Source organism: Bradyrhizobium sp. CCGUVB1N3 (assembly GCF_024199925.1).
Classification (GTDB): domain Bacteria; phylum Pseudomonadota; class Alphaproteobacteria; order Rhizobiales; family Xanthobacteraceae; genus Bradyrhizobium.
On sequence record NZ_JANADR010000001.1, the window covers coordinates 5,223,529 to 5,247,478 of the forward strand.

Here is a 23,950-nt window from a genome sequence, read left to right on the forward strand (position 1 = left end):
AGCCAAGATTTTGGTGCCGCCGCCGCCGGTGGTGATTGACGACACCAACTTGTCGCGTGGTTGGGCGCGGCTGTTATTGCAAGTTCTCGACGGCGCTGGCACGGAGGTCGCCCCGTTAATGATGAGCCTGAGCGGCTTCGAGCCGAACGGCGTCGCCGCCGAAGATGCAGCACTGCGCCAAGCCCTCGACCGGCTGCTCAAGCGCAAGGGCCGGCTCGTGGTCGACGACGTCGCGTTCACGATCTTCCCTCAGCGCCTCTGGGAGATGTCGCGCGGCGACCGGGCCCGCCTTTTTGCCCTCTATCGCGCGACATTCCCGCGATGGCAGGCGATGAACCGTAAAGCTAATGGCCGCGGCCTATATTTCGAGCGCATGGTGATGTATGGGCGCGGCCCGTGTGACGGCAATCAACTGGAGTGGATTTTGTCTCAGTTCAATTCGAGGACGGGCGTGCGCCGTTCGATGCTTCAAGCGACCACCTTCGATCCAGGCCGCGACCATGTCGCCAGCGCGCAATTGGGCTTTCCCTGCTTGCAGCAGGTGAGTTTTGAGCCGACCGCCGCCGGCCTCGTCACCAACGCTTTCTATGCCACCCAGCAGATATTCGACAAAGCCTATGGCAACTATCTTGGCCTGGCCCAGCTCGGGGCTTTCATGGCCCATGAGATGGACATGCCGCTGGCGCGCCTGAATGTCATGGTCGGAATCGCCAAGCTCGAGCGGATCACCAAGAGCGATACCGACTTCGCGCCGTTGGTCGCGGCTGCCCACGCCCTCACCGAGCCGTCTGTCGCGCTGGCGGCGCGGCCGTCTGTCGCTGCTGCGACGGCAGGAGTGGCGCATTGAGTCCGAAGTCTTCGAACGCCCCGCACAAGCGTCCGCGGGGCCGCCCCCCGAAATCCCGCCCAGTCGCGGCCACCGCATCACTGCCGATGTATCTGCCGGTCGTCACTCGGCCGCCCGAGCCTTCGGCGGCGCCAATACCGATCGTGCTGCGTCATCTGGCCCCCGCCAAGGTATCGGAGGTCTATGAGAGTTATTGGCGCTTCGCCGCCGAACGGCAGGCGGTGTTTTTCCGCCGCACACGAGGCGAGACCTACCCGTGGACCGACAATCCAGTGCTGGCGATCTATAAGTTTACGAACGCCTACCGTGCATCCGACCGCGTCAGCCAATATCTGATCCGGCATGTCATCTATCGCGACGACCTGCCCAAGTCCCCGCGCGAAGTCTTTTTCCGCATCCTGTTGTTCAAGCTGTTCAACAAGATCGAGACCTGGGAGCTTTTGGAGCGAGCGCACGGACCCATCACCTTCGAGGATTATCAGTTCGACGCCTATGACGCGGTTCTAATGCGAGCGATGCGGACTGGTCGGCGTATCTACTCGGCCGCCTACATCATGCCGCCCGGCAGTCGCGCCTTCGGTCGACCCGCCAAGCATCAGAACCATCTGTTGCTGCTTGAGCGCATGATGGCGGATCGGCTAGCGGAGCAGTTGGCGCAGACGCGGACCATGCAGGAGGGCTTCGAGAAGCTGCGCGCCTATCCAACGATCGGCGACTTCCTTGCCTATCAGTTCATCACCGACATCAACTACAGCGAGCTCACCGATTTCAGCGAGATGGATTTTGTCGTGCCAGGACCGGGCGCGCGTGACGGCCTGCGCAAATGTTTCGTCGATCCAGGTGGCCTGAACGAGCCAGAGCTCATCCGACTGATGGCCGACTTACAGGAGCAGGAGTTCGAGCGGCTTGGTCTTGACTTTCAATCGCTCTGGGGGCGCCGGCTGCAATTGATCGACTGCCAGAACTTGTTTTGCGAGGTCGACAAGTATGCCCGTGTGGCGCATCCGCAAGTCGCGGGGAAAACGGGCCGCGTACGCATCAAGCAAAAGTTCGAGCCAACCCCAGAGCCGATCGATCTCTTCTATCCCCCCAAGTGGAAGCTCAATGAGAAGATTTGTGTTGCGGCGTCGCAACGCGCTGCTGCGGGATGACGCCGAAGGAGAGGTGCATGGATTTTGACAGCTATCAGAAGGAGGCGCTGCGTACCGATCGCGTACCTGCGCGCGACGGCACCGACGACGATGCCGCCTCGCTGATCGTCCCTATGCTCGGTCTCGCGGGTGAGACCGGCCAACTGCTGAGTGAATACAAGAAGCATCTGCGTGATGGTGAGGCGCATCGCCTTTTCAAGGAGCGTGTGTCCGAGGAACTGGGCGATCTGCTCTGGTACCTTGCCAACGTCGCGAGCAAGTTCGATCTCTCGCTGTCAGACATCGCCGCCGCGAATTTGGCCAAGGTCAAGCAGCGCTGGGCTACCGAATGTACTGGACCGTTGAGCTTTGATGCAGGGCTCCCGGAAGGCGAGCGGCTGCCACGTCGATTTGAAGTTGAGCTTGTCGATATTGAAGGTGAGGATCGCCAACGGGTACGCGTCGTCATTGATGGCAGACCGTTCGGGGCGGAACTCACCGACAATGCCTATGATCCTGATGGCTATCGATTCCACGACGTCTTCCATTTCGCCTATGCCGCGGTTTTGGGCTGGTCGCCCATCACCCGTGCCTTGCTTCGACGAAAGCGCAAAAGTCGACCGCTGCTCGACGAAGTAGAGGATGGCGGACGCGCCGCTGTCATTGAAGAGGGTGTGGCGGCGCTGGCGTTCGAGTATGCGCGTCGTCACCGTTTCCTCGAGGGCGTGGCGGCGCTCGATTTTCAGCTTCTGCGCACGATCAAGGACATGACGTCTTACCTGGAGGTGCGGCAATGCACCACCGGCGAGTGGGAACAGGCCATCCTGCAAGGTTTCAACGTGTGGCGGGCTGTGCTCTCCGCGCGTGGCGGGCGCATCTCTGTCGATCTCGATGCCCGGTGCATTACCTTTCAAGGGACATCCCGGGATCAGGAGCCGTCAGCTTGAGCGTCGGGGCCGAGCGCAAGAGCACTCGCCATGGCCATTCCGCCGGCGTGGCTGATGCTGAGCAACCACGCGGTCACCCCCAACGTCGCGGCAGCCTTCGCCGCGCCGCCGGTGAGCCGCACGGTTGGCGCCGCGCCAGCCGCGCGGTGAATCACGACATCGGTGAATGCGACTCCTGCGCCAAATCCCGTGCCGAGCGCCTTGAGCACTGCCTCCTTGGCGGCGAACCGTCCGGCCAAACGTTCGATCCGATCGGCCGCATCACCGATCTCATCGAGTTCGGCCGGAACGAAACAGCGTGGTATCAGAGGATCACGGGGGTCCTCGATCCAGCGCCGCAACTCAGCGACCTCAACCATATCTATTCCATGTCCGATGACATTCATGCCGGTCACCAAGCTCCACATCGCACGGTTCCGTTCGCGGGATCCTCTCCATCGCTCCTAGCCCTTTACTGTAGATGAGCATGCCAAATTCCGCGACTTTTCTCCATCTGACCGATGTCCATTTCGCGCTGTCCGGGGTACCTTTCGAGCGTGACGACCACAAGGTCGATATCCCTGCAATCGAGCAAGAGACGCGCGAATCTGCGCTGGAGCTGATGTGCAGTCGTCTGGCGGAGCGCCTGAAGCGAAGCGGACCGAAGTTGGATGGCGTGTTGTTTTCGGGCGATGCGCAAGATCGGGGACGGCCCGGCGGGCATCGGTTTCTCTTCGATCTGCTTCTTCTCCACTTTGGACCGCTGGGCGTGACCCCCGCAAACATCGTCGCGATACCAGGCAATCACGACGTTCCTCGCGATAGTCCACCGAGTTCGAAGGCCCGCTACGAGGCCTTCAGCGAAGTCTGGCGAAAAGCGGGATGCGTGACGCCGTGGCTTGATGGCGTGGACGCAGCGGGCAACGATGGCGGGCCTCATCGGCTTGTCGGCGGGGATGGGCTCTGGGCGATCTTTCCGATCAATACGAGCAACTGGTCGCACGTCACACGGATCTTGCCGGAGCCTCTTGCAAGCGTATGGGCCGATCTACCGGCTCTCGCCGCTTCCGGCGACACCGCCAGCGCGGACAAGCTCCGCGCCCAGCTCGATGACCTGGCGCGTTACGACATGGCGCGTGTCTCGGGCAAGCAATTGGAAATCCTGCGGGAGCTTATCGAGACTACACCTCAGCCGTCGGCGGGGCGTCAACTTCGGATCGCGCTACTTCATCACCATTTGCGCGCTCCAAGCTTGCGTGAGGAGTTGAAGCCGTTTGCGGACGTATCCAATTTGGAGCAGGTCCGAGCCTTTTTGCGAGATCGCGGGATCGCCATTGTGCTCCACGGTCACAAGCATGAGCATTCGGCCCAGTTCGAGCACATTTATAATCAGGAAGGCGATCAGGATCACCGCACCCTCGTGATCTCCGGCGCAACCTTTGAGCCTGGGCGCGAGTCGGACGCGGCGCGCTTGATCACGATCACCGGCATGCCTAACAGCCCAGCGGTGACGATTGAACCGATTGCCATTCCACGCGCTGGTGTGGACTCTCGCGATCCACCGCCGATCGCCCGTCGGATATGGTCGACAGATGTCGTTCCGGGAGCACCTGTACTGATCCAAGGCAGCGACCTGGATGAGGTCTATGACCGCGTTTGCGAAGCGGCGGCAAACGATGCCGCCAACGGGACGCTGATCGTACATCTCGACTTGCCGGCAGGGCTAAACGATGAACTGCCGCTTCCCTCAAACTACCCCTTGCCGGAACCGATGGAGGGACCTGAGCGCCGACGTTGGCTGAAGGAGCTCGTCTCGTGGTGGCAGCTCGAGCGATCCGGGCTGGAGCATCGGATGCCGTTTGTGCATGGCACTCGCCTCCGCCGTTACGGCGGAAAAATCAACCAGGTGGATCGCGTCATTAAGCTGCTCAAGACGAAGGCGAGCACACGCGCGCTTGCGGTGTTGATTGATCCATTTCGAGATTTCACACCCGATGGCGTGGACGAAGAGTTTGCATCCTTCTGTTTGGTGGAATTCAAGCGTCGAGAGCTTGGGGGTGCACAGCGTGCGGTCGATGTGATCGCATTCTACCGTGCGCAAGAATTTGCCCGATGGTGGCCGATTAACATTGCCGAGATGCGTCATCTTCAGTGGGAGATCTGCGCCGCACTTGGATTTTTGCCCGGCCGGATCACTACGATTGCCGCGGACGCGCGCACGCATTCTCGCTCACCGACGCAGGTTGCGATGCCGATTATCGATCGATGGCTGGACCAAGCGCCCGAACGGCTTCATTTGCTCGCGAATGCATTGGTCCACGGCAGCGTCCGAGAGGGCGCCCAGCGGGATGCAGTGAGGGGATGGGAGCGCGCCCTTACGGATCTGGAAGCGACCGCGACGGAGTATAATCCTGACGGTCTCCCGATCGCCATCGAGGGCCTCAAGCTGTTGGCTTCATACCTCGAGGTTGTCGATGAAGAGGGAGACACGACCCTTCAGAACTTCGTTCGCGTTCTACGACGTCTAGCTCGTGACAATGAGAGTTTTGAAGATGGCGCACGCAGCAAGGCGGAGTTTGACCGCTGGGCGGAGAGTGCATTGGAGGCGGTATCAGAATTGCGCGCGCTCACCAAGACGCGGTTAGGAACCGTATAGTTCGGCACAAAATCAATGCCTATGTTGTTAAGAGGGGAGATGAACATGAGGGGCGACCCGACAAATGTGGCGGGCCCGGCTGAGTCGAAGGGCGGACGGGCATTGTCATGCATATCGTCCGGCTGAAGATCTCCGGTTTCCGTGGAGTTCGTTCGGCGGATATCGTGCTAGGTCGTCACGCCGTTCTGGTTGGCCCTAACAATAGCGGCAAAACCACCATCATTGAGGCGTTGGCCCTGCTTTTCGGCCGCGACCGTCTCGTTCGTCGGCTTACCGAGCATGATTTTCACGGTAGCTCGCCAAGCGAGACCGCGCGCATCCTGTGCATCGCCACGGTCACGGGCTTCGCGCCCAATGATCCGCATCATCATGCGTCGTGGTTCAGCCCCGAGCGCGGCGTAGAGAAATGGTTCGACCCGAACGCCAAGACTCTTCGTGCCGCCCCAGACGTGCAACACACCGAACTAGCCGTGCAGATCTGCTTTGCCGCGCGGTTCGATCTGGATGAGCTGGAGGCCGAAACGCTCCGCTTCTTCGTGGATGATGAGGCCACGCTAGGCGACCCGTTCGCGGAAGACACGCACTTGCGAACGATCCACACAAAGGTGCTCCAAGAACTGGGGTTTTTTCTCGTCCCGGCCTCGCGCACATGGGATCGCTGGATTTCCTTCTCGTCCGAATTGTTTCGCCGCGTGGTGGCCACGCGCGGGGACATGCCGGCGCAGGCGGTGCGCGCCGAGCGAGCGCGCCTCTGGACGCCGCCGGAGGGTACGCGCCTCGAAGATCAGCCGGGGCTTTCTGAGATTGTCGGCGCGGCCAATGACGAACTGCGCGCACTTATGGCGAGCACGCCCAAACTTCAACTACGCCTGACCTCGACCGACAGCGATTCTGTTCTGGAAAGCGTCGTACCGCATTTCGTGCAAGGAACGGGGCCGACCCTTCCCTCGCAGAGGCAGGGCACTGGCCTCGTCTCCCTGCAAAGCCTTCTGTTGCTCATGCAATTCGGCAAGGCACGCGCAGAAACGGGGCAGTCCTTCGTGCTGGCCGTCGAGGAACCAGAACTTCACATACAGCCTTCGCAGCAGAAGCGTCTGGTCAACCGCCTCAACGCACTGTGCAACCAAACTATCGTAACCACGCATTCGCCCATCGTCGCCGCGATGTTTCCTGCGCCCGACACGCTGTTCATTGAAACGCGCGAAGGCGTCCTGAATGCCAAGCCGCTCATGGACCCGGTGCCCGCGCAACCGACCAACCACCAGCAGCACCTGCTCTTTGCTTGGCGGCAAAAGCTGGTGGGCGCGCTCATGCACGAATGCGCCCTGATCCCCGAAGGAGTTTCGGACGTCGCGTGGCTTGAGGCGCTGCAAACGGCCCTTGAGCTGCATCAGAGTTGGGACGCCGCTGGCGACGGCGCACCGCTTCTCTCCACCTTCGTTGGCGTCGTGCCGACTATCGACGCAAAGATTGCTGACACATTCGCGTTGGTCAGCGCCGTTCACTCGCGACCCTGCATCCTTGTTGACGGGGACAATGACGGGCGCAGCTATTTCGATGCGGTGAAGGCAAGCAACCCGCCACCGCGCTGTGTCGTGTTCTGGCCGCAGGGCTGGGCGATGGAGCATGTGGTCTCATGGATCGCGGGTGCGGATGGAGGCGCGATGCTGGCTGTGCTTGGAACCGTGTTGGGAACGTCGTTCGCCGACACTCAAGCGCTCGCTGCCTACTTGCTCACTCGGAAATCTTACGCGCCGACTCACGAGAGCGCGGCCGTCGTTCTCATGGCTAATACGGCCTGCCGGGCACGCGCCTCACAGTTGCTCGACGCGTTGTGCGCCGTGCTGCGCGATCCGACGAATGTTAACACACCACTCTTCACGCGCATTGCAGCGGACTCGACCGCCGATATGCACGTTTTCCGGTTCGCGCCGCGATGACATTCGATTTCTTTGAGGGCGCGGCGGGGACGGGCAAGACCCACAATCTTGTGGGGCGCGCAGGAGAGATCGTTCAGGACGGCGCATTGGGCGAGGGTCACAAGCTCCTGGCGCTCACCTTCATGAACGGCGCGCGCCGGCGGCTGGATGCCCGCCTTAGCGAAAATCCAGTGTTCCGCAGGCGCTTTGACTGCCAAACCTTCGATGTGTTCGCTCGGACACTGGCCGCGCGGCGCAGGAGTCTGATTACGCCCGAAATGCGAGTTCGGGCGGACGCCCTAAACGAATTTGATGGACCATGCACTCTGGCGGCAGACCTTCTAGAACACGAACCGGTCCGTCGATGGGTGGCGCGGAGCTTCCCGCTCGTTCTGGTCGATGAGGCGCAAGACCTCGACGCACACCGGATGCGCATCCTTCAAGAGCTTTCGTCATCGTGCCGGATCGTTGCAGCGGCGGACGCTTTCCAGTGCCTTGACAACGGACGCGATACCGCACCCCTCATGGGCTGGCTTGAAGGCGCAGGACAAACCCACCGTCTCACGCAGGTTCGGCGCACGACTCAACAGGGGCTTCTTGCCGCCGCGCTGGCCGTGCGCGAGGGACGGGACATCAAGGCCGTTCTTACGGCCAGAACGTTCAAGAACAGCACAACATGGAGCGGCGGAGGTTTCCGGCTTCTGGATGCGCCCGCGACAAATGCCAACCACGCGCTTCTGGCGTGGGCGATTGCCAACGACATTGCGCAACGTCAAGGCCCGGTGGTCATTCTCACACCGGATGCAGGCAACGCGATTATTCGTGCCGCGCTCAACACCGTTCAGACCAAGCAGCACACGCGCAAAAACAGCGGCGTGACCTTCGGGCCGTATCCGCATACGTGGGACCGTCACGACAATGAGGAAGCCGACGCCTTGCTGGCCGATATCGCTCTGCCGGGAGCGGCGACCTGCGCAGGCTTGCGGGCGCTGCTAATGCCCTTGGCCGGACACGCGCCTATCGCACAGGCCCTTAGTCGCATCGACCGCCTGCGCCGGGCGCATGGGCAGACAACCTTCACCGCCGCGCAAGTCACCGAGTTCGTGCGGCAATCTGTACGTAACCGTTCGCGTCTGGGCTTCCGGCAGCAACGCGGCCACCTTGCCATGACGATCCAGCGCGCCAAGAACCGGGAGTTTCCTAACGTCATCGTGCTTTGGCCGCATACGGCGACGGGTAGCCCGGACCATCTGCGCCGATTGCTCTACAACGGCATCACGCGCGCGCAGAATCATTGTACCGTTATTGTGCTCGGTCAAGGACGGTTGAACACCCCACCTTTCGCGCCATCCGTTGGCTGACCCGAAGATCTGACCTTGTGGGTCATGAACAGGGCGCACTCCTCGGAAGCTAGGCGGCCGCGCGCATAGAATTATCGGCGCGACCGAGAAAGCGGTCGTAGGCGGAAACCGCAGTCTGGCTTGACGTTACGCCGGTCCACGCATCGGATTGATGATCTGGACACCGGCAAAGTCTTTCTCGTTGTCCGTTGCCACAACGCAGTCGTTCGCAGCGGCGACGGCAGCGATAATCATATCGAGCCCGCTGCGTGGCCGGCCGGCGGCTGTCCCTTCCGCCATCAATTCCGCCCAGATGAGGCCCGCCTTCTCGTCGAACACCAGGATGCGATCCGCGAACAAAGCTTGAGGCCCCTCCGGACCAGAGAACCAGGCATCAAGCGCTGCGCGCTTTTTGCCGTTCGGCTTCTCCAGGATACCGCGAAGGATTTCGGCAAGCGTAAGCGAGGCAATGAACAACTGCTCATCGCGCTTACCCGCCATCCAACTCAGGAGCGATTCCGGTGGCTGCGGCTTGACGACGTTACTGATGATATGGGTGTCGAGGAGATAGCGCGTCACAGGTCGACCTTGCGACCTTCTTCGCGTGGGCGCGTCAGGTCGAGATCGGCGCCGACGAGCGGCGAGCGACGCAATGCGTTCAAGATGCCACCGGGCTTGGTGGGCTCGCCGGAAACCGCCTGTTGAACCGTGCGCCGAAGATTGCTCGCTTCCGGCCCTTCCTTGCTCAGCTTGCGCGCAAGCGCTCTAATGAGGTCGCGGTCGGTCTCGAGGGCTTGGAGTTCGAACCGCACAATGCCACGTTTGGTCAGCCGTGATCGGTAATTTTCGATCGCCCTTTTCTGCGCGCTCTTGCCCACTTATGGCCTCCACGGTATATCTGGATATATAGCCGAATCTTAGGTTCGCTGCAAGGCCACGGCTCGTTTGTGATGTCCAGAGCGGCGGAGATGATAAGAGGGTGGAGCTGTGGGCGACATCGCAATTGCGCGAATGGCGGTTTGGACTGGTCATCACGAAAATGTTTTTCGTGCGCTCGACTTCGCGACATCTCGATCTGCTACGCCGCTTATCTCGGATCAACGCGCGAATGCGATGCAAGACATTGATCCTATGAGATGTTTTGCCTTGTCCTGCGACAGCAATTCGTCATCCTTGCCAAGATGCGGAGCGATCCGCCCAATGGCAAGGACGCGGCGGTGGCGCGACAGAGAGGAACGACAGCCGAAAAGCTTCGCGTGGTCGTCGATGCGGTACCTGAAGCCACGGTTGCGTTCGTCGCATCCAAGCCTGATCCTCGCCTTGTCAATCTGGTGCGGCTGCTCGCCCGGCAAGCTGCGCGTGATTTCATCCAGGCCGAAACGGACAGCCGGAAGCGTGACCGTCTCCCGGACTAAGGAGGCGTCATGAAGATCGCACTTTACGCCCGCTACTCGTCCGACAATCAGCGCGACGCATCGATCGAAGATCAGTTGCGGCTCTGCCGCCTCCACGCCGAGAAGCAAGGTTGGACGGTGGTCGACAGCTACACGGACCGGGCGATCTCCGGTGCATCGCTACTTCGCCCAGGCATCCAGGAACTGATCAGCGACGCCATGCGCGGGAAGTTTGCGGTGGTGCTTGCCGAGGCAATGGACCGCCTCAGCCGCGATCAGGAGGACATTGCCGGGCTCTTTAAGCGCATGGCCTTCGCCGGGGTACGGATCGTCACCCTCTCGGAGGGAGACGTCACACATCTGCACGTCGGGCTGAAGGGCACGATGAACGCCTTGTTCCTGAAGGACCTCGCTGACAAGACGCGGCGAGGTCTGCGCGGCCGCGTCGCGGACGGCAAGTCGGGCGGCGGGCTGTGCTTCGGTTATGACGTCGTCAAGCAATTCGCCGCTAATGGCGAGCCGATCCGAGGTGACCGCACCGTCAACGAGGCCGAAGCGGCTGTCGTTCGCCGTATCTTTGCGGACTACCTTGCCAGCAAGTCCTCGCGCACAATCGCATTCGAGCTGAACCGCGAAGGTGTGCCTGGACCGCAAGGCGCTGAATGGGGACCGTCGACCATTCACGGCAACCCAAAGCGCGGCGTTGGCATCCTCAACAACGAGCTCTATGTGGGTCGCCTCGTGTGGAATCGGCTCCGCTATCTCAAAGACCCTGATACCGGAAAGCGCGTTTCTCGGCTGAATCCTGAATCCGAATGGGTGATCCAAGAAGTCCCCGAGCTGCGCATTGTCGATCAGGAAATGTGGGATGCGGTCAAGGCGCGTCAGCAGACGCTCGCCTACGAGCCTTCAGCGCCTGGCGAGAACAGGCTTAATGAGCGCCATCGGCCCAAATACCTCCTCGCCGGCCTCGTGAAGTGCGGATGCTGCGGCGGCGGGTACACAATGATTTCGAAGGACCTGCTCGGCTGCGCAACGGCTCGCAACAAGGGAACGTGCAATAATCGTTTGAACATCCGGCGCGATGCGCTGGAGACCTCTGTGTTGAGCGGCCTTCGCACGCACCTGATGGAACCAGAGCTGTTCAAAGAGTTCTGCGATGAGTTTACCCGCGAGGTGAACCGGCTGCGGATTGACCGAGGAGCGGACCTTGCGGCGATGAGGAACGAGCTTCCGCGCATTGAACGTGAACTTGGAAAGCTGGTGTCCGCCATCAAGGCTGGAGGTCCGATCGAGGCCATTGTCGAGGACATGAAGCGGCTCGAGGCCAGAAAGGTGGAGGTACGGGAGAAGCTCGCGAACGCAGAAGAGCCGCCGCCTCTCCTGCATCCCAACATGGCGGAGATCTATCGGCAGCGCGTGGCCGCGCTGTACGAAAGCCTGCGAAGTGACGACGACAAAGGGGAGGCAGCGGAGGTTTTCCGTACCCTCGTCGATCAGGTGACACTGATGCCCGAGGCGGAGGAACTCGCGATCGTGCTGCGCGGCGACCTAGCCGCGATCCTCCGGTTTGCGGCAGGCAAAAAGAACCCCGACGTCCTTTCGGAAGCCGGGGCTCTGAACGGCTTGCTATCGCAAGCGTCGGTGGTTGCGGGGATAGGATTTGAACCTATGACCTTCAGGTTATGAGGCTGATGATTGCCGAGAGGGTTGTTCAACACGCTGGCCCGCGCGCCAGCCCATCTCCCAGAAGTCTGCCTCGAGCCGAGTGGCTTCCTTGAAGATCGCAATCAGCTCTGCCTCGCGAGCCGGCGTGGCGTAGAGATCGGCAAGATGTTCCATGTGCGCCCGCGCTTTTGCGGCGACCTCCTGGTACGGCGCGCCAGCGTACTCGGCGATCCAAACGCGATAGGAGTTCGTCGCAGCGTCCGCATCGGGTCGCGAGGCGAGCCGTGTTGCGATCTCCGCGTACCCGATCACACAGGGGGCAAGCACCACCTTGAGTGCCAGCAGATCGCCGCGCATTCCTGCGTCGAGCACATAGCGTGTGTAGGCCAGCATTTCGACCGCCGGAGGGGTTTGTTCAAGGTCGCTCAGGGATAGGCCCCAACCCGCACAGAGCTTCACATGCAGGTTCATCTCGACATCAAGGATGGCCGAAAGGCCGGCCGCTGCTTCACGCATGTCGGCAAGTTTAGGCGACTTGTAGACTGAGAGCGCGTAAGCGCGAGCAAACTCGATGAGAAATAGGTAGTCCTGAACAAGGTAGTGACGAAACGCCGCTTCGGGGAGCGAGCCGTCTGCCAATCCGTTCGTGAAGGGATGCTCGGTGTAGGCCCGCCACTCAGCGGATGCTTCTGTCTTTAGACGCTCGAAGAAACTCACGATGCTTTTCGCCTGGCTTGCTTTTCCATGAACGTCTTTGGCCCGCTACCGATAGCGCATTGCGAACCGGGTGGACGCTGACCTTGACAGGCCGCCGCGATCAGCCGGTTCGACGGCGTGGGGAATTCGTTGCCGTCGGTCGCCGGGACTGACTTGGGTTCCCACGTTAGCACACCGCGAATCGCGCAAGGACTGGGGAGAAATTTCATCAGGTCGGGTGGCGTCGCAAACGGTACTCGAACCTGTGACCTCGTCATTACGAAAATTGCTTTTAGAACCAGACCGCGTTTCCATCGCCGTGGTAGCTATATGGTAGCTAGCGGTCGTCGACTTCGCGTGAAGAGTTGAGCAAGTTGTATCCCGCCAAGGTAAGAGCGAGTCGTCCGGACTCAATAAAACCGGGGGTTCTTGAATCCGTAGTGAGTCGGATTCCGCAATAACGGCGAGTCGAAACCGCGGGCTTTCAGGATAACGGCGAGTCGATGTAATTCGATCTACATCTAAGTCATTCTACTATCTACGTTTATTGGCGCACCTTACATTGGCTCTTCGTGGTACCATCACTACGCGGCACCTGCGGCTGGGACCAGCCTACCGGTTTCTTTGCCGCGGCCTGCCCTATTGGGCTTCACCAGCTGAGGTGCCATCGCCGGCATCGACCGGAACTGCCGCGCGCGGGCCCGCGCTCATGATCGTGTCGTACGATACCGGGCTCCACCTTCTGGTCTCGCGGTTGAATTCCACGAACTGCCCACCGTGCACGGAGAATATCCGAAATTGCGGAAAACAGGCGAAGGCGGCGTCTCTGTCGACTTCTCCCTCGCCGCCGAAGAAATGCCTGACGAGGATCGGGCCGAAGGCGAATATTCCGACCGTGCGGTAGCCGCGAACGAGCCACTCGTTGCTGGTTCTGCGCTCGTCGATGCTCCGTGCGCAGCTTTCCGAGGTAGGAGCGTAGCCGCCCGATATGATTTCGCCGGTTGACGGGTTGAACGAGGTGCCGTCGTCGTTGGCCCCAACGGTGACAACGGAGTCGTTCGAAGGGATATCGACAATGATGCCGATGCTGCCACCGGCATTCGGGTCCGCGGGGTGCATGTCGGGATGCTGATATGGCCCGACATCGCCGGCCATGATCGTGCTGAAGGAGAGCGGGACGTCGGCCAGACCGGCCGCCTGCCGAAGGTCGTCAGGAAAGACTAGGCCGGGGTGGTTGCTCATCAGCGTCGAGAAATGGACCAGCAGTGCCTGGCGCTCCCGGAGGAAAGACCGGATCGAGAAGTCGGTCTGGCTGGGCGGCGTGGTTTCGGTGGTGTCTTGAGTGTTCATGGGTATCCTTCTTGGGACCGTTGATATCGTCCTCAGGTTCCGGTCAGGCCTTGGGAAGGACCCCAGGAATTGGGGATCGTTGTATTTAGAAATCGGCAGACTTTGCCCGGGGGATTCCGGCGCCAAAGCCGAAAATATTTTTACGATCCTGGCAGACCTCTTGGCGCCCGGACAAGGTCCGCCTTCCTATAATGGAAATCGCGATCTTAACCCTCGAGGACCCGGCCCGAAGTTCCCAGGACGCGAGGCTTCCGGGCGAGCAACACGGTGGTCGCCCGGAAGATTTGCTCACTACGCCATCATGAGCCGCGGCGGACCTGATTTCTCCCGTAGCTGGAGATCCCTCAGGACTCCCGCAGGCATCCGAACGTTGCCCACGGACGTGACCATCAGCGGCAACAGGTCGATCAGCAGCGGCAATCCGGTGATACCGAACGACTTCAGGCGGGCCTCTTCCTCGGCCTGGCGATGCCGATCCTCCCACGGTGCGGTGGCATCTTCCCAGAACCACGTTTCATCTTGGTGCTTGATCCAGTCTGTCGATGGGACCTGCTGCGGTCGCTGTCCGTCGCGCAGGCGCCAGAGCGGAGCGTAATCTCGCGAGAACAGGACCTTGCTGCCGTCCGGCTCCGTCCAGGCGCCGTAGACGAAGTAGAGCCGGTGCGGCAGAAACGGCGGCAGCGGATCACGAGGAATGGAGATCTCCTCGCGCGTGCAGATCCCACAGCGATTATCGGTGATGATCTGCACCGGGGAATCGCGCCCACGGCCGAAGTCGGCCGTCAGCATGGCAAGGCGCCGGGGTCCGGCGAAGCTCCCTCGGAAACGAACAGTGGTCCCCGCCATTCCAGAAACGGGCCAATCGCCTGTTGCCTTCCAGCACTGCAGGCGGATCGCGAACTGATCCTCGATGGTGCCGGCGTCACCGGTCAGTCTGGACGCCAATAGGACGTACAGCGCCTCCCCGGCCGTGATGTCGAGAGCCCGGGCGAGCTTCAACGTCAGGTCGGCGCTGCGGCTGCGGAAGTCCCCGCGGGAAAGATCTTGGTCCAGCGGCACTGGCGGCTGGGCGGAGTGGGCAAACTCCAGTTCGTGCCAGTCGCGATAGCCGAGCACCGTAGCGAGGCCGTTCTGAACCTTCGACAGCGGTAGGCGATCTCCGAGCAGCCGGGCAACGCGTTTCGCGGCCTTTTTGGGTCGGTCGAGATTGGGAAAATGGAAGCGCATGACAGTCCTCATCGCGGGCGCGCGATATGGCGAGACAAGTCCACTTGGCCTCAAGGCGCCCTAGAAAAGGATGTCCATTGAGAGTTTGTTTGCGATTAGTCTGTCCTGCCCCGAAGGCTTCGCCAATGTGGACGGCCCGGCTGGACAAGCCGGTACCCGGACAGAATGGATGACGGACGCCGATTGTCAAGGATCGGTCCAGGCGAAACGCTCGGGCATCGCACGCGCCTTCACTCTCCGCAATCGCCGGCCCGGATCTGGCTTCGCACAGGGCCGGACCAATGTTCGGCCCGATTTCGCGGACGTCCTAGTTCCAGAGAACTCCGCTCGCCAGCTTCCGCGCGCGCTTGCGCAGCCAAGCATACCGCATCTTCTTGGCTGCTCGGGCCTCTGCCGAGGCCGCATAACTCGCCATGTAGCGCGTGAGCGGCTTGAACGGCCTGCGGATGGTAACCAGCAAGCGTTTGAAGCGGTACTCATAGGTAAAGTAAAAAATGCCAGCGATGACGAAAGACAGCGAGATCATCATTATGGATTGAAGCAATTTCTTCGGGAGGTCCGCAGGGTGCAGGTATGGAGCGGCGTAGAGCGCCGCGACCGCCTGGGCCATGAGAATGCCGGACAGAACGGCAAGAAACTTGATGACGAGCCAGGTGACGGCTGCGGTTATCCATTCGACCAGGATCAGACGGTTTGCACATCCGAAGATGCCGCTGACGAGGTAACTCATGAGTTGCGGAAGCAGGACGGCGATGTAGATCGACGCGATCAGATATCGTTCGTCGCGGAAATCCATCGAAGTATTCTGAAACCAGACGATGAAGCCGCCGAGCGGCGCAGCCCCGCTCATGGCGGAGCCGGCTATGGTCTCCGAATGCGCCCACACATAGAAAAAAAGGCCGGAAAACAGCGTGAACATCAGCCAGAACGCGTACCAGATGGTGAATACGTGACCGGGGTGTTTGTGCCGCAAGTATAAGATAGCACCGACGAGCCCGCCGAGCAGAGCCAGATCGGCCACGCCGAGCGCGATGTAAGTCCAGACAGTCATGGTGTGCCTTTCGCTTGGTCGCTCGCCGAAGCACCCACGCTTCCTCGTTCGCCCTCCTGGCTCGCGTACTTCTGCCTTCGCCGGTCCCGCAATCTCTCCAGAAGCGATGGAGGGCGGTCGCTGGATATCAGCTGGTCGACAAATTCCCGCTCCGAATCGTCGACCCCATAGACGTACTTGACCGCCTGCTTGACGACCCTGGCGTTGACCTCCTGAACCAAATCCTTGGAAGGCTTGCTTTTGAAGCTCCGCTCCACTTCCTCGGTATTGGTCGCTAGGAACAGCCGATGGGGCCCGATGGGCAAGGTCAGGTAGCAACCGGGTTCGCTGAACGTCTTGGACATGTGGAGGGGCCTGTCGGACGAAAGGAACGGCGGCGCGTCGTCTGGCGTGGTCACAACGGACCAGCGCATTCGGTTGAGCGCCTGGCCAATGCCTTCATGATCCATCAGTTCAGGCGCAACGTTCATGACCCAACGGGCCATGTGGTCGGGATCTCTCTTCTCGATAAACTCCTCAATCGTCTCGGGATCGTCCGGCTTACGGTTGGAGGCGTATTTCTGCTTCAGCAGCGTAAGGTCCCGCTTCCAGTCGTCTTCCAGTATCTCCGTGAGAGCGGCCAAGTCCTCGGGCATCCGAGTCATGAGCGTGATCAGGAAGAGCGACCAAGCCGACGTCTGTTCGGCATCGTTCTTTACCTTGTCGACGTTAGCCTCGATCATGTCGAGGGCTTTCGCCGCGAAATTGTCGACAGGGCTCATGAACTCGTCCTCGACCTGCTGCGCGATCGATTTGGGAACGCCTTTCTTTTCGTACAGCCTGTCCTTGAAGCCCGTTTGTTTCGGGTAGACGCGCTGGTGATGGATCTTTTTGTAGGGGCGGCTGAACTCGCAGATCCGGCCGTCGTCTCCGGCCCAGCGCCTCGAATAGAACTGCGGAACGTAGTGATGCCGGATCGATTGTTGGGCTGCCCCGCGCAGCCAGATCATATTAGGGCAGACGGCCTCCGTCTCCGCGGTGCAAGGCTGGATGTACGGATGCCCGCAGAAGCCGCACACCACGGCGCGCGGCCGCGTCGGCGGCATGACATCATCGTCGCTCATTTGCGTACGCAATCGTTTTCAATGCTTTGTTCGCGTCGCCTCGCCCCTGGTAAAGGCCCAGCAATACCCCTTCGTCTTCGATCGTTTCAACGCGAAAAAGCGTCCAGCGCTTATCCTTGCCCTGCACGATACGGAAGGTCCGACCGTTGCGACGGCAATAAAACGAGGCAGAGCTATCGATTGAAGTCCAACCGCAATCCGCTCCGGAGAGAAAGCGCTGTTCTAGCTTTGCACGCTCCTCTTCTTTCAGCTTGCGATATCGCTCCTCCTGCTCTCGCCGGAGCCTTTCGTCCTCCCGCTCCAGATGTTCCTGAAGCATTCCGATGATGGCGCGCATCTCGGTACCTTGCGCCTTTTCCGAGCGATACAGCGCCAGACAACCATCCTTGAGGTCTTCGTTGGGATAGGTCGTGTAGGGCTCCTCCCAGATCGCGCGCAAACGCTGCTCCACGTCCGTCTTGGTCAGCGTCGGACCGGGCAAATTATTGAGAGAGGCAAGCAGGTCTTCTATCGGAATCCAGCACGGAGCAGCAGCCTTCGCCACTTCCTCCCGCTCAGCTTCCCACTTGCTCCAGATCGAGCCCGCTCGATCGATCGCGTTCACGATGTCCCGGGCAAGCTTGTGCACGCTGTGCGGATCGCGCAGATGCCGCAGCGATGGGCTTTTCACGAAGTCGAAGAGCAACGAGGCCACGGCATACTGGCGGTCGGAGTTCATGCGGGCCCCTCCGGTTGGCAGGCTCGACATGCTATCAACTAGAACGCGATTGGACGAATCGCGACGAATGACTGCCAACCAGACGCCCTCCACGCCAAGGATTCGCCTGGAGCGTTCTGCGAGGTCCATCACAGTCTTGATTGCAAGACAGGTGCGCGCCCCTGACGACGAGGCAAGGTACTGACCTCTAGGCGTAGGATTCACCGAGGCGTCGGCGCGCGCAGTTGCGGCGGCAATTCGGCGAGACCGGCGGCCAGCTCGTCGAGGGCTCCCTGATTGAAATACCCCACGCGCTAGGCCTCCACGTCCTCGACCTCTCCGCGGTCGCCGACCAGCGCGATGCGGATGCCGGAGGCGGCGCAGCGGGGCGCCAGTTTGCGCCCGACCCGGCGCGTCACCTCGGTTGCCGGCATGACCGCGACCTGGCGGGTGCCGGGTGCCCTCATCATCAATCTGCCGACGATCTCGCAAAGGCCTTTGTCCAGCTTCGAAAGCCGGCCCGGATGGCGGGTCTCGATGGTGCCGCCTTTGCATTCGGCTTCGATCGTGACCCCGTTGGCTTCGGCGGTGACGTCGCTCAGTCCGGACTGCGGATGGATAACGATGCGCCGCCCATCGGCGTCCTCGAACGTGCCGGCGAACGCGCTGCGGGCCGTTGCTATCCTGCGGAAACCACGCTTCTCCAGCCACCCTGGGAAGTCGATTTGCTGCGCGTGCTGCCCGTCGGGGTGGATCCTCACTTCGCGGACCGGCTCCGTCCGGAATAGGTGCATGGCATAGGCCAACATGACGGCGCCTTCGTAGAAGTGCCGATCTGGCCGATCGGCCGGCGCTCCGGCGGTCGGTGGCCGCTCGACGATCAGGTCATCGAAATCCATGTCTAAAACCCGACAACGTGCAATTGTACGCGGACTGTAGCTACCGTGGGTCAGGCGCGCCAGTCCGCAAGCCTGGCGCGCGGTCGCGACCGGGCTTGCGTTGCGGTCCTGTTCCGAAACGGCCCCGAACGGTATATGATCCAGAAGATCGTGCGGCGCATTTCGGAAGTCGCCAAGACGGATCACGAAATTAGAGATGCCGGAGCCCTGCTCACCGTGTTCTCCGAGTTGCGCGATGCCGGCCGGACCGTCGCGGAGGAGTGGAAGAAGATGAATATTTCCATCGATGTCAACAAAAGCCCGCTCATCAAGGAAGGCCTCGATCGTGAGCGCGCCAAAAGCTTCGGCAAGCTGATCGCAAAGCAGCTTCAGCAGAAGTTCGGTGCCGATCCCGCCGACATCGAGCGGCGTCTCGCCGACCTCAACGCCGACGAACTCGAAGCCATTGGCGAGCGCATCATCCAGGCCATTTCGATCGAAGAAGCTTTGACCGTCCCGGCGCCATCGACCGCGCCACGGTGAGCGAGAGCGGCCCCGAGCCGGTACGCAAGCCATCCCCACGCGGGTCCGATCATGACGCCTCCGTCACCGCTAGAGCCGCCCGAAATCTATCAAGTGGAGATCGCGACAACCGACGGCGGAATGACCGCCGTCGCCGTCACCGACCCCGGCAGCGGCCGCAGACTTACGGGCTCGACCACGGCATCCGCAACGCAAATGGTGGCCGTCCTGATCGAGGACCATCGCGAGCGGGCGGAAGCGGACCCGGTCGATCCCTCGCTCGCCGAAGAGAAACGCAGCCGTCGAGAGAAGATCACCTCCGTCGCCGTCTCCGTGTTCGGCGACGAAACCATCGCCCGCGCGTGGCTCACGAGGCCTCACTGCGACTTCGATGATCGACGCCCGCTGGCCGTGGCCGCCCGCGACGACTGCGGTCTGGCCGCCGTCACCGCCAAACTCGCCTCCTTGGACGCCCACCCCCACGTGGAAGCGCCTCCCGCACGCACCGTCCGGACACTTTACGCGGAGGCTCTGGACGTGCTGCTGCGCGGAGAGATGGCCGATGTCGCAGTGGCGAGAGATTGGGACCTGCTGTCAGAAGTGGCGCGGCTGGCCTTCGACGACGCCTCCACCGACTTGGCGGTCACCGACCCCTCCCTGTTCGCCGCCTGGCGCGAGGCGGTCACGAAGTTTCATCTCAAAGGATGGACGAACATGACCCCGCAGCGTGTGGAGGAAGTCCGGAAACGAGCTGCGGAGCGCGCTGCGGAACGTCAACGTCGTGACGCTGCTACTCTCCGATAGATTGCTCGACGGCATCAAAACACGCCAGCGACCCGATCTCTTGGCGACGAGCCGCGCATTCGCTTCGCGGGAAGACAAATGCGACAACAAGCATCAACGTGCGCGCGCCGACCTCGTGGAGCAGGCTGAACGGCCGGGGCGTTTGCTCTTTGCTCGCGGTCCTCGTCATGACCGCATCCGACGCATGAAGGTCGCTCTCCGACGCGTCATTTCGTCATCGGAGCTCTCCAGCAAGCGATCGAGCGCATTCATCATGGGCGCAGCGGACGTTAAAAGTTGGCCGTCCAGTGCCTTTTCGTCGTCGCGGTAGAGAGCGTCACGCAATCTGTCGAGCAGGCTCTCCGACGGAACGCCGCCCGGCATCTCGACCGAGGACGGCAGCGCGCTGCGGCCGGACCAGCGACCGAAGAAGTCCCAGCCGGGCGGCGAGCTTTCATGTCGCAGCATCAGCTCGAGAATTTCCGGGGTGATGTCGACCGCCCGCATGGTCTGCTCGCAAACCATCGGATCCTCGAAATCCGCACCGTCGAACCAATCTCGAAACTCCGGGCACGTGGGACTCGTCGGACCCGTAGCGATGAAATCGAACGTCCCGTGCTCGTCGGTGCCGCTCGACGCCGAGAAGGGGAAGCCCGGGCACCAGATTCCCGCCGCCGGATTAGGCCAGCCCTTATCGCTCGTCGATCGCGGCCCGGACGCAAGCAAGGTCCAGGATTCCAGAAGCAACAACGCTTTTGCCCTACCGCGTGCACGCGACGGACCGACCGCCAAGTGCACCGCGTAGCAGAGCTTAGCCTTGACCTTGCCGATCGGCCGAGACCGGTTCTTCAGCGATTGCAGCGTGTGCTCTAGGATGTCGGAGCCGTCGTTCTCGCTGCACTCCACCTCGGCATGTCCGACGACGCGGGGAAACAAGAAGATGCGCGGCCAGGTGAGATACCAGCTGAACTCCGGATCTTCCCCACGATATTCGAGCTGCCCCGTCGGCTCGTCGAATTCCAGGCGGCGCTGATCGCAAGCGGCCCAAAGCCGGCTCAGGTCGATAATCGTTCCGTCGGCGGCTTTCCTTGGCCTCGAGAGATATCGGCCGATCTCGGCTAGGCCTTCGGCGAGCTCCTCGAACTCGTCGCGCCGCGCCAAGGGGACGTACGGCTCGAGGAAATCTTGCACGGCGACGGCAAGCTCATCGAGGAGCGGAAGCTGATCGCATTCCGCAAGCGCCGCCGCGGCGACGACCAGGTCTCTGTATCGGACGAGAGTCTTGTTGAAGCGCCCCGCAGCGAATCTCGTCTGCCCTGACTCGCGCTCTTCACGCGTCAGGTGGAAGCGGTAGAAGTTTTTCGGATCGCGCGCGATGTTGGCTGTCTGGCAAATCGCGGAGCAAGAGAGGCCAAGCCGATCCGCGATCCGCGTCACGACCAAGGCCGCCGCCGCGGCCTGATCGTCGGTCAGTTTGCGGCCGGCCGGAAGCTTGTAGCCTGACTTGGGTCGCAACATGTCGCAGACCCTGGTCAAGGTCTGTCCGGGGTGGGCGACGGCGGCGAGAGCGTCGTTCATCAATCTGCTCAAGGGGGTCTCGGTGGTCATGCTCATCTCCTCGCGGGTTCGGGATGGGCGATGGCTACCGGGAAGCCTCCGGACGCGCATTCTGTTCTGCTAAATCTAAAATATCGTATTTTGCAGAACACGGATGAGGAATTTTGCAGAACATCGTGAGCCCCAGCAGGTTGGCTCGCTCGGTTCGCCGGTGGACGGTCGGGATCTTTTGAGTCCTCTTCGTGGGTGGGGGCGCTGGGCCTGGGGTGACGGATGCTGCTGGGGTGCCCGAGCTCATGCTGGAGCCATGGACTCGATCAGCCAGACCCCACCGGAGACGCCATGCCGTCGGCAAAAATGCCGCTCCAGACGCCGATTCCCTGAAAATCGACATCGGGGGGCGCCTAAGGGGGCCGTCCGCCACCCTGAGCCCCGCGTTCGCGCCGTGCCGGAAATCACCTAACTGCGTGCCTCACGACTGCGCTCCGGACCCGGCGCCATCTTTCGGAAACAGGACTGCTCTGGCTCGATCCGCCGTTTCGAGCGACTTCCCCAACACGACCGGGCTCGGCTTCATCCGTCTCGAGTATTCCGAGTGCGCGATGAAATTGTGAAGCGAGCACAGTGGGTCCACGTCTCGGATCTCCTTCACGTAGTCGGACAGCAGCCGTGCAAGCGAAATGGCGCCGGACGCCACCCCGCCTTCCAGGTTCTCCAGATCCTGGATGGTCATGACGATCAGCGGCCTGACGCTCTGGCCGGCATCACCATCGAGCAGCTTTCTCATCTCCTTGCGGAAGAAGACACCTGTGCCGGGGCTGTCCAGGCGCAGATCGTGTGCCACCACGATCGGATAGATTTCGGTGGGGCTCGCGAATTCGTCCGGAAGCTCTGGCCAATCGCGCTTCGAGATTGCGCCGGTGCTCTTCGCGAGTTGCCAGACGGCGTTTCCCTTACTGATGTACTTCTCTCGCAGGTGGCCCACGAAGTCGGCGTACTCGTTGCCGGAGACGAGCTCCTCCTTGAGAAACTTGGCTTTGGCCTCGAACACGAGGATGGCGGCCGCCTCGCCGGCAACGGCATCGACCTCGAACTCCGTCTTCTTGCCGTTGGCCTTCTCGAGATTGAGCCTGGCGTTGCCGAACATGCGCCCGACGATGGCATTCGCATAGTCCTCGAACGCCAAGCCGAACGCGTGGAAGACCGCCCTTCCGCGCTCCGGGTGATCGCGCAGCAGGAAAAACAGAGGCCCGATCGAGAGCTTCGCGGAATAGAAGACCGGATCGATGATGACCGATGCCCCGTCGGGAAAGAGGATGATCGGCCTTTGCCACATCGCCTTTTCGAACTCGGCCTGGCTCCCCTGGCTGGCCTGCGCGAACTGCTCCGGCGTCTGGCTATCCAGCGCGAGATAATCCGGAAACACGCCTCTGTACGTGGTAGCGGCCCCGACCGTGTTGATCTTGAAGACCCGGCCTTCGAGTTCGTTTCCGACCATGATGTAGGACATGAGGCCGGAGACGCAGGTCGAATATTGGTCGAACGTCATCCTGGTCGCCTCCCGGAATTCATCTTCGAACTCCGGGTAGTGCTTCGGGAAATGCTCCGCGAACAGCAGCCATCCGCGTCCGATCGTGTTGACCACGTTCGGCGCAGGGTTGGTTTCCTCGATGACTTTCCGCAGATATCCCATGTGATCTTCGACGGTGTCCTCGGTCACTCGCGCGAAATTCCGGGACGCCATCGTGCGCTCGGTCCACAGCGCGCTCGCGACGAGCGCCGCCTTGAGAAACTGCGCTCGATTCTTGGCGGCTTCGTAAAAGTCGGGACGGGGCCCCGGAGAGCAGTGCCTCACGGCCAGACGCATCAGATGCAGAAGCTGGCCCCGGAAGAATACCGCATGCGTTCGGTGTCCGCCGCGCGGTCCGGTGAAGCTCAGAATCCTCTGTTCCTCCTTCGGCAACGCGATGAACGACATCGCGGCTCTGTTGCGGCGCTCCATGGTTGCGATTCCGATTCCGGAGACGATCGCGTTGAGCCGCGCGCAGAGGATCACGGTCTCCTGGAGAGGGAGAGAGGCCAGCAGATTTGCGGCATACCCTTCGGTGGACGGCAGCCCATAGACGTGGGCTATGTCGGCGAACGAGTTGACGTCGCGCGCGTTGACGTAGCCCATCAGCTGGCGCTCGACAGAAACGGGTCCCGG

Annotated in this window: 22 protein-coding genes and 1 tRNA gene; 9 read left to right on the plus strand and 14 right to left on the minus strand. The window is 61.4% G+C overall.

The window, feature by feature from the left end; translation table 11 throughout:
- Positions 1-13: 13 nt before the first annotated feature.
- Genes NLM33_RS24920 through NLM33_RS24930 form a run of 3 tightly spaced genes read left to right on the plus strand, consistent with a single transcriptional unit; the run spans position 14 to position 2,924 of the window.
- Complete coding sequence (locus NLM33_RS24920; protein ID WP_254099765.1) at positions 14-847, plus strand: thymidylate synthase; 834 nt, start codon at positions 14-16, stop codon at positions 845-847.
- Complete coding sequence (locus NLM33_RS24925; protein ID WP_254099767.1) at positions 844-1,998, plus strand: nucleotide kinase domain-containing protein; 1,155 nt, start codon at positions 844-846, stop codon at positions 1,996-1,998. Before NLM33_RS24920 ends, NLM33_RS24925 begins: the two co-directional genes overlap by 4 nt.
- Positions 1,999-2,015: 17 nt before the next feature.
- Entirely contained in the window at positions 2,016-2,924 is a 909-nt protein-coding gene (locus tag NLM33_RS24930; protein ID WP_254099769.1) for a nucleoside triphosphate pyrophosphohydrolase family protein, read from the plus strand.
- Here the strand turns inward: NLM33_RS24930 and acpS are convergent.
- Complete coding sequence (acpS, locus tag NLM33_RS24935; protein ID WP_254105877.1) at positions 2,906-3,319, minus strand: holo-ACP synthase; 414 nt, start codon at positions 3,317-3,319, stop codon at positions 2,906-2,908. The genes NLM33_RS24930 and acpS overlap by 19 nt on opposite strands.
- A gap of 71 nt (positions 3,320-3,390) precedes the next feature.
- Between acpS and NLM33_RS24940 the strand changes: the two genes are divergently transcribed.
- The 3 genes from NLM33_RS24940 to NLM33_RS24950 all read left to right on the plus strand — a co-directional run bounded on the left by NLM33_RS24940 (position 3,391) and on the right by NLM33_RS24950 (position 8,839).
- Complete coding sequence (locus NLM33_RS24940; RefSeq protein ID WP_254099771.1) at positions 3,391-5,559, plus strand: metallophosphoesterase; 2,169 nt, start codon at positions 3,391-3,393, stop codon at positions 5,557-5,559.
- A 107-nt stretch (positions 5,560-5,666) separates the two neighbouring features.
- The gene (locus tag NLM33_RS24945) at positions 5,667-7,499 is read left to right on the plus strand and encodes an ATP-dependent endonuclease (RefSeq protein ID WP_254099773.1); all 1,833 of its coding nucleotides are present in this window, start codon (positions 5,667-5,669) and stop codon (positions 7,497-7,499) included.
- Positions 7,496-8,839 carry an ATP-dependent helicase gene (locus NLM33_RS24950; RefSeq protein WP_254099775.1) on the plus strand — a complete coding sequence of 448 codons (1,344 nt, stop codon included), beginning with the start codon at positions 7,496-7,498 and terminating at the stop codon, positions 8,837-8,839. The genes NLM33_RS24945 and NLM33_RS24950 overlap by 4 nt, the downstream gene beginning before the upstream one ends.
- 126 nt (positions 8,840-8,965) lie before the next feature.
- Here NLM33_RS24950 and NLM33_RS24955 read toward each other — a convergent pair whose 3' ends face one another.
- From NLM33_RS24955 to NLM33_RS24965, 3 genes are all read right to left on the minus strand, one after another.
- Positions 8,966-9,397, minus strand: coding sequence for a type II toxin-antitoxin system VapC family toxin (locus tag NLM33_RS24955; RefSeq protein ID WP_254099777.1), 432 nt, complete (start codon positions 9,395-9,397; stop codon positions 8,966-8,968).
- Positions 9,394-9,696, minus strand: a complete 303-nt coding sequence (locus NLM33_RS24960) for a hypothetical protein (protein WP_254099779.1) — start codon at positions 9,694-9,696, stop codon at positions 9,394-9,396. The genes NLM33_RS24955 and NLM33_RS24960 overlap by 4 nt, the downstream gene beginning before the upstream one ends.
- 219 nt (positions 9,697-9,915) lie before the next feature.
- Positions 9,916-10,341 (minus strand): hypothetical protein, encoded by a 426-nt coding sequence (locus tag NLM33_RS24965; protein ID WP_254099781.1) that lies wholly within the window; start codon positions 10,339-10,341, stop codon positions 9,916-9,918.
- Between NLM33_RS24965 and NLM33_RS24970 the strand changes: the two genes are divergently transcribed.
- Complete coding sequence (locus NLM33_RS24970) at positions 10,243-11,901, plus strand: recombinase family protein (RefSeq protein ID WP_254105878.1); 1,659 nt, start codon at positions 10,243-10,245, stop codon at positions 11,899-11,901. The genes NLM33_RS24965 and NLM33_RS24970 overlap by 99 nt on opposite strands.
- On the opposite strand, the gene NLM33_RS24975 is transcribed toward NLM33_RS24970, so the two are convergent.
- From NLM33_RS24975 to NLM33_RS25010, 8 genes are all read right to left on the minus strand, one after another.
- Positions 11,858-11,944 (minus strand) — tRNA-OTHER (locus tag NLM33_RS24975). The two genes, NLM33_RS24970 and NLM33_RS24975, sit on opposite strands and share 44 nt — an antisense overlap.
- The gene (gene tenA, locus NLM33_RS24980) at positions 11,896-12,597 is read right to left on the minus strand and encodes a thiaminase II (protein ID WP_254105879.1); all 702 of its coding nucleotides are present in this window, start codon (positions 12,595-12,597) and stop codon (positions 11,896-11,898) included. The genes NLM33_RS24975 and tenA overlap by 49 nt, the downstream gene beginning before the upstream one ends.
- Before the next feature lie 618 nt (positions 12,598-13,215).
- Complete coding sequence (locus NLM33_RS24985; protein WP_254096939.1) at positions 13,216-13,926, minus strand: hypothetical protein; 711 nt, start codon at positions 13,924-13,926, stop codon at positions 13,216-13,218.
- A 291-nt stretch (positions 13,927-14,217) separates the two neighbouring features.
- On the minus strand, positions 14,218-15,153 hold the full coding sequence (locus NLM33_RS24990) for a hypothetical protein (RefSeq protein ID WP_254096940.1): 936 nt from the start codon (positions 15,151-15,153) through the stop codon (positions 14,218-14,220).
- Between the two features lie 307 nt (positions 15,154-15,460).
- Positions 15,461-16,174, minus strand: a complete 714-nt coding sequence (locus NLM33_RS24995) for a hypothetical protein (protein ID WP_254096941.1) — start codon at positions 16,172-16,174, stop codon at positions 15,461-15,463.
- A 26-nt stretch (positions 16,175-16,200) separates the two neighbouring features.
- Positions 16,201-17,307 carry a DUF4238 domain-containing protein gene (locus tag NLM33_RS25000; RefSeq protein ID WP_254096942.1) on the minus strand — a complete coding sequence of 369 codons (1,107 nt, stop codon included), beginning with the start codon at positions 17,305-17,307 and terminating at the stop codon, positions 16,201-16,203.
- A complete protein-coding gene (locus tag NLM33_RS25005) occupies positions 17,294-18,025 on the minus strand; it encodes a hypothetical protein (RefSeq protein WP_254096943.1) in 732 nt (243 codons plus the stop codon). The genes NLM33_RS25000 and NLM33_RS25005 overlap by 14 nt, the downstream gene beginning before the upstream one ends.
- Positions 18,026-18,318: 293 nt before the next feature.
- Positions 18,319-18,903, minus strand: coding sequence for a hypothetical protein (locus NLM33_RS25010; protein ID WP_254096944.1), 585 nt, complete (start codon positions 18,901-18,903; stop codon positions 18,319-18,321).
- A gap of 135 nt (positions 18,904-19,038) precedes the next feature.
- On the opposite strand from NLM33_RS25010, the gene NLM33_RS25015 reads away from it, so the two are divergent.
- Entirely contained in the window at positions 19,039-19,425 is a 387-nt protein-coding gene (locus NLM33_RS25015) for a DUF4351 domain-containing protein (protein ID WP_254096945.1), read from the plus strand.
- A gap of 120 nt (positions 19,426-19,545) precedes the next feature.
- Positions 19,546-20,208: an antitoxin Xre/MbcA/ParS toxin-binding domain-containing protein gene (locus NLM33_RS25020; protein WP_254096946.1), complete on the plus strand. Its 663-nt coding sequence runs from the start codon at positions 19,546-19,548 to the stop codon at positions 20,206-20,208.
- Between the two features lie 165 nt (positions 20,209-20,373).
- Here the strand turns inward: NLM33_RS25020 and NLM33_RS25025 are convergent, their stop codons facing one another.
- Together NLM33_RS25025 and NLM33_RS25030 are read right to left on the minus strand one after the other, a co-directional pair.
- Positions 20,374-21,795: a hypothetical protein gene (locus tag NLM33_RS25025; RefSeq protein WP_254096947.1), complete on the minus strand. Its 1,422-nt coding sequence runs from the start codon at positions 21,793-21,795 to the stop codon at positions 20,374-20,376.
- A 421-nt stretch (positions 21,796-22,216) separates the two neighbouring features.
- Entirely contained in the window at positions 22,217-23,920 is a 1,704-nt protein-coding gene (locus NLM33_RS25030; protein WP_254096948.1) for a hypothetical protein, read from the minus strand.
- Between the last annotated feature and the right edge of the window lie 30 nt (positions 23,921-23,950).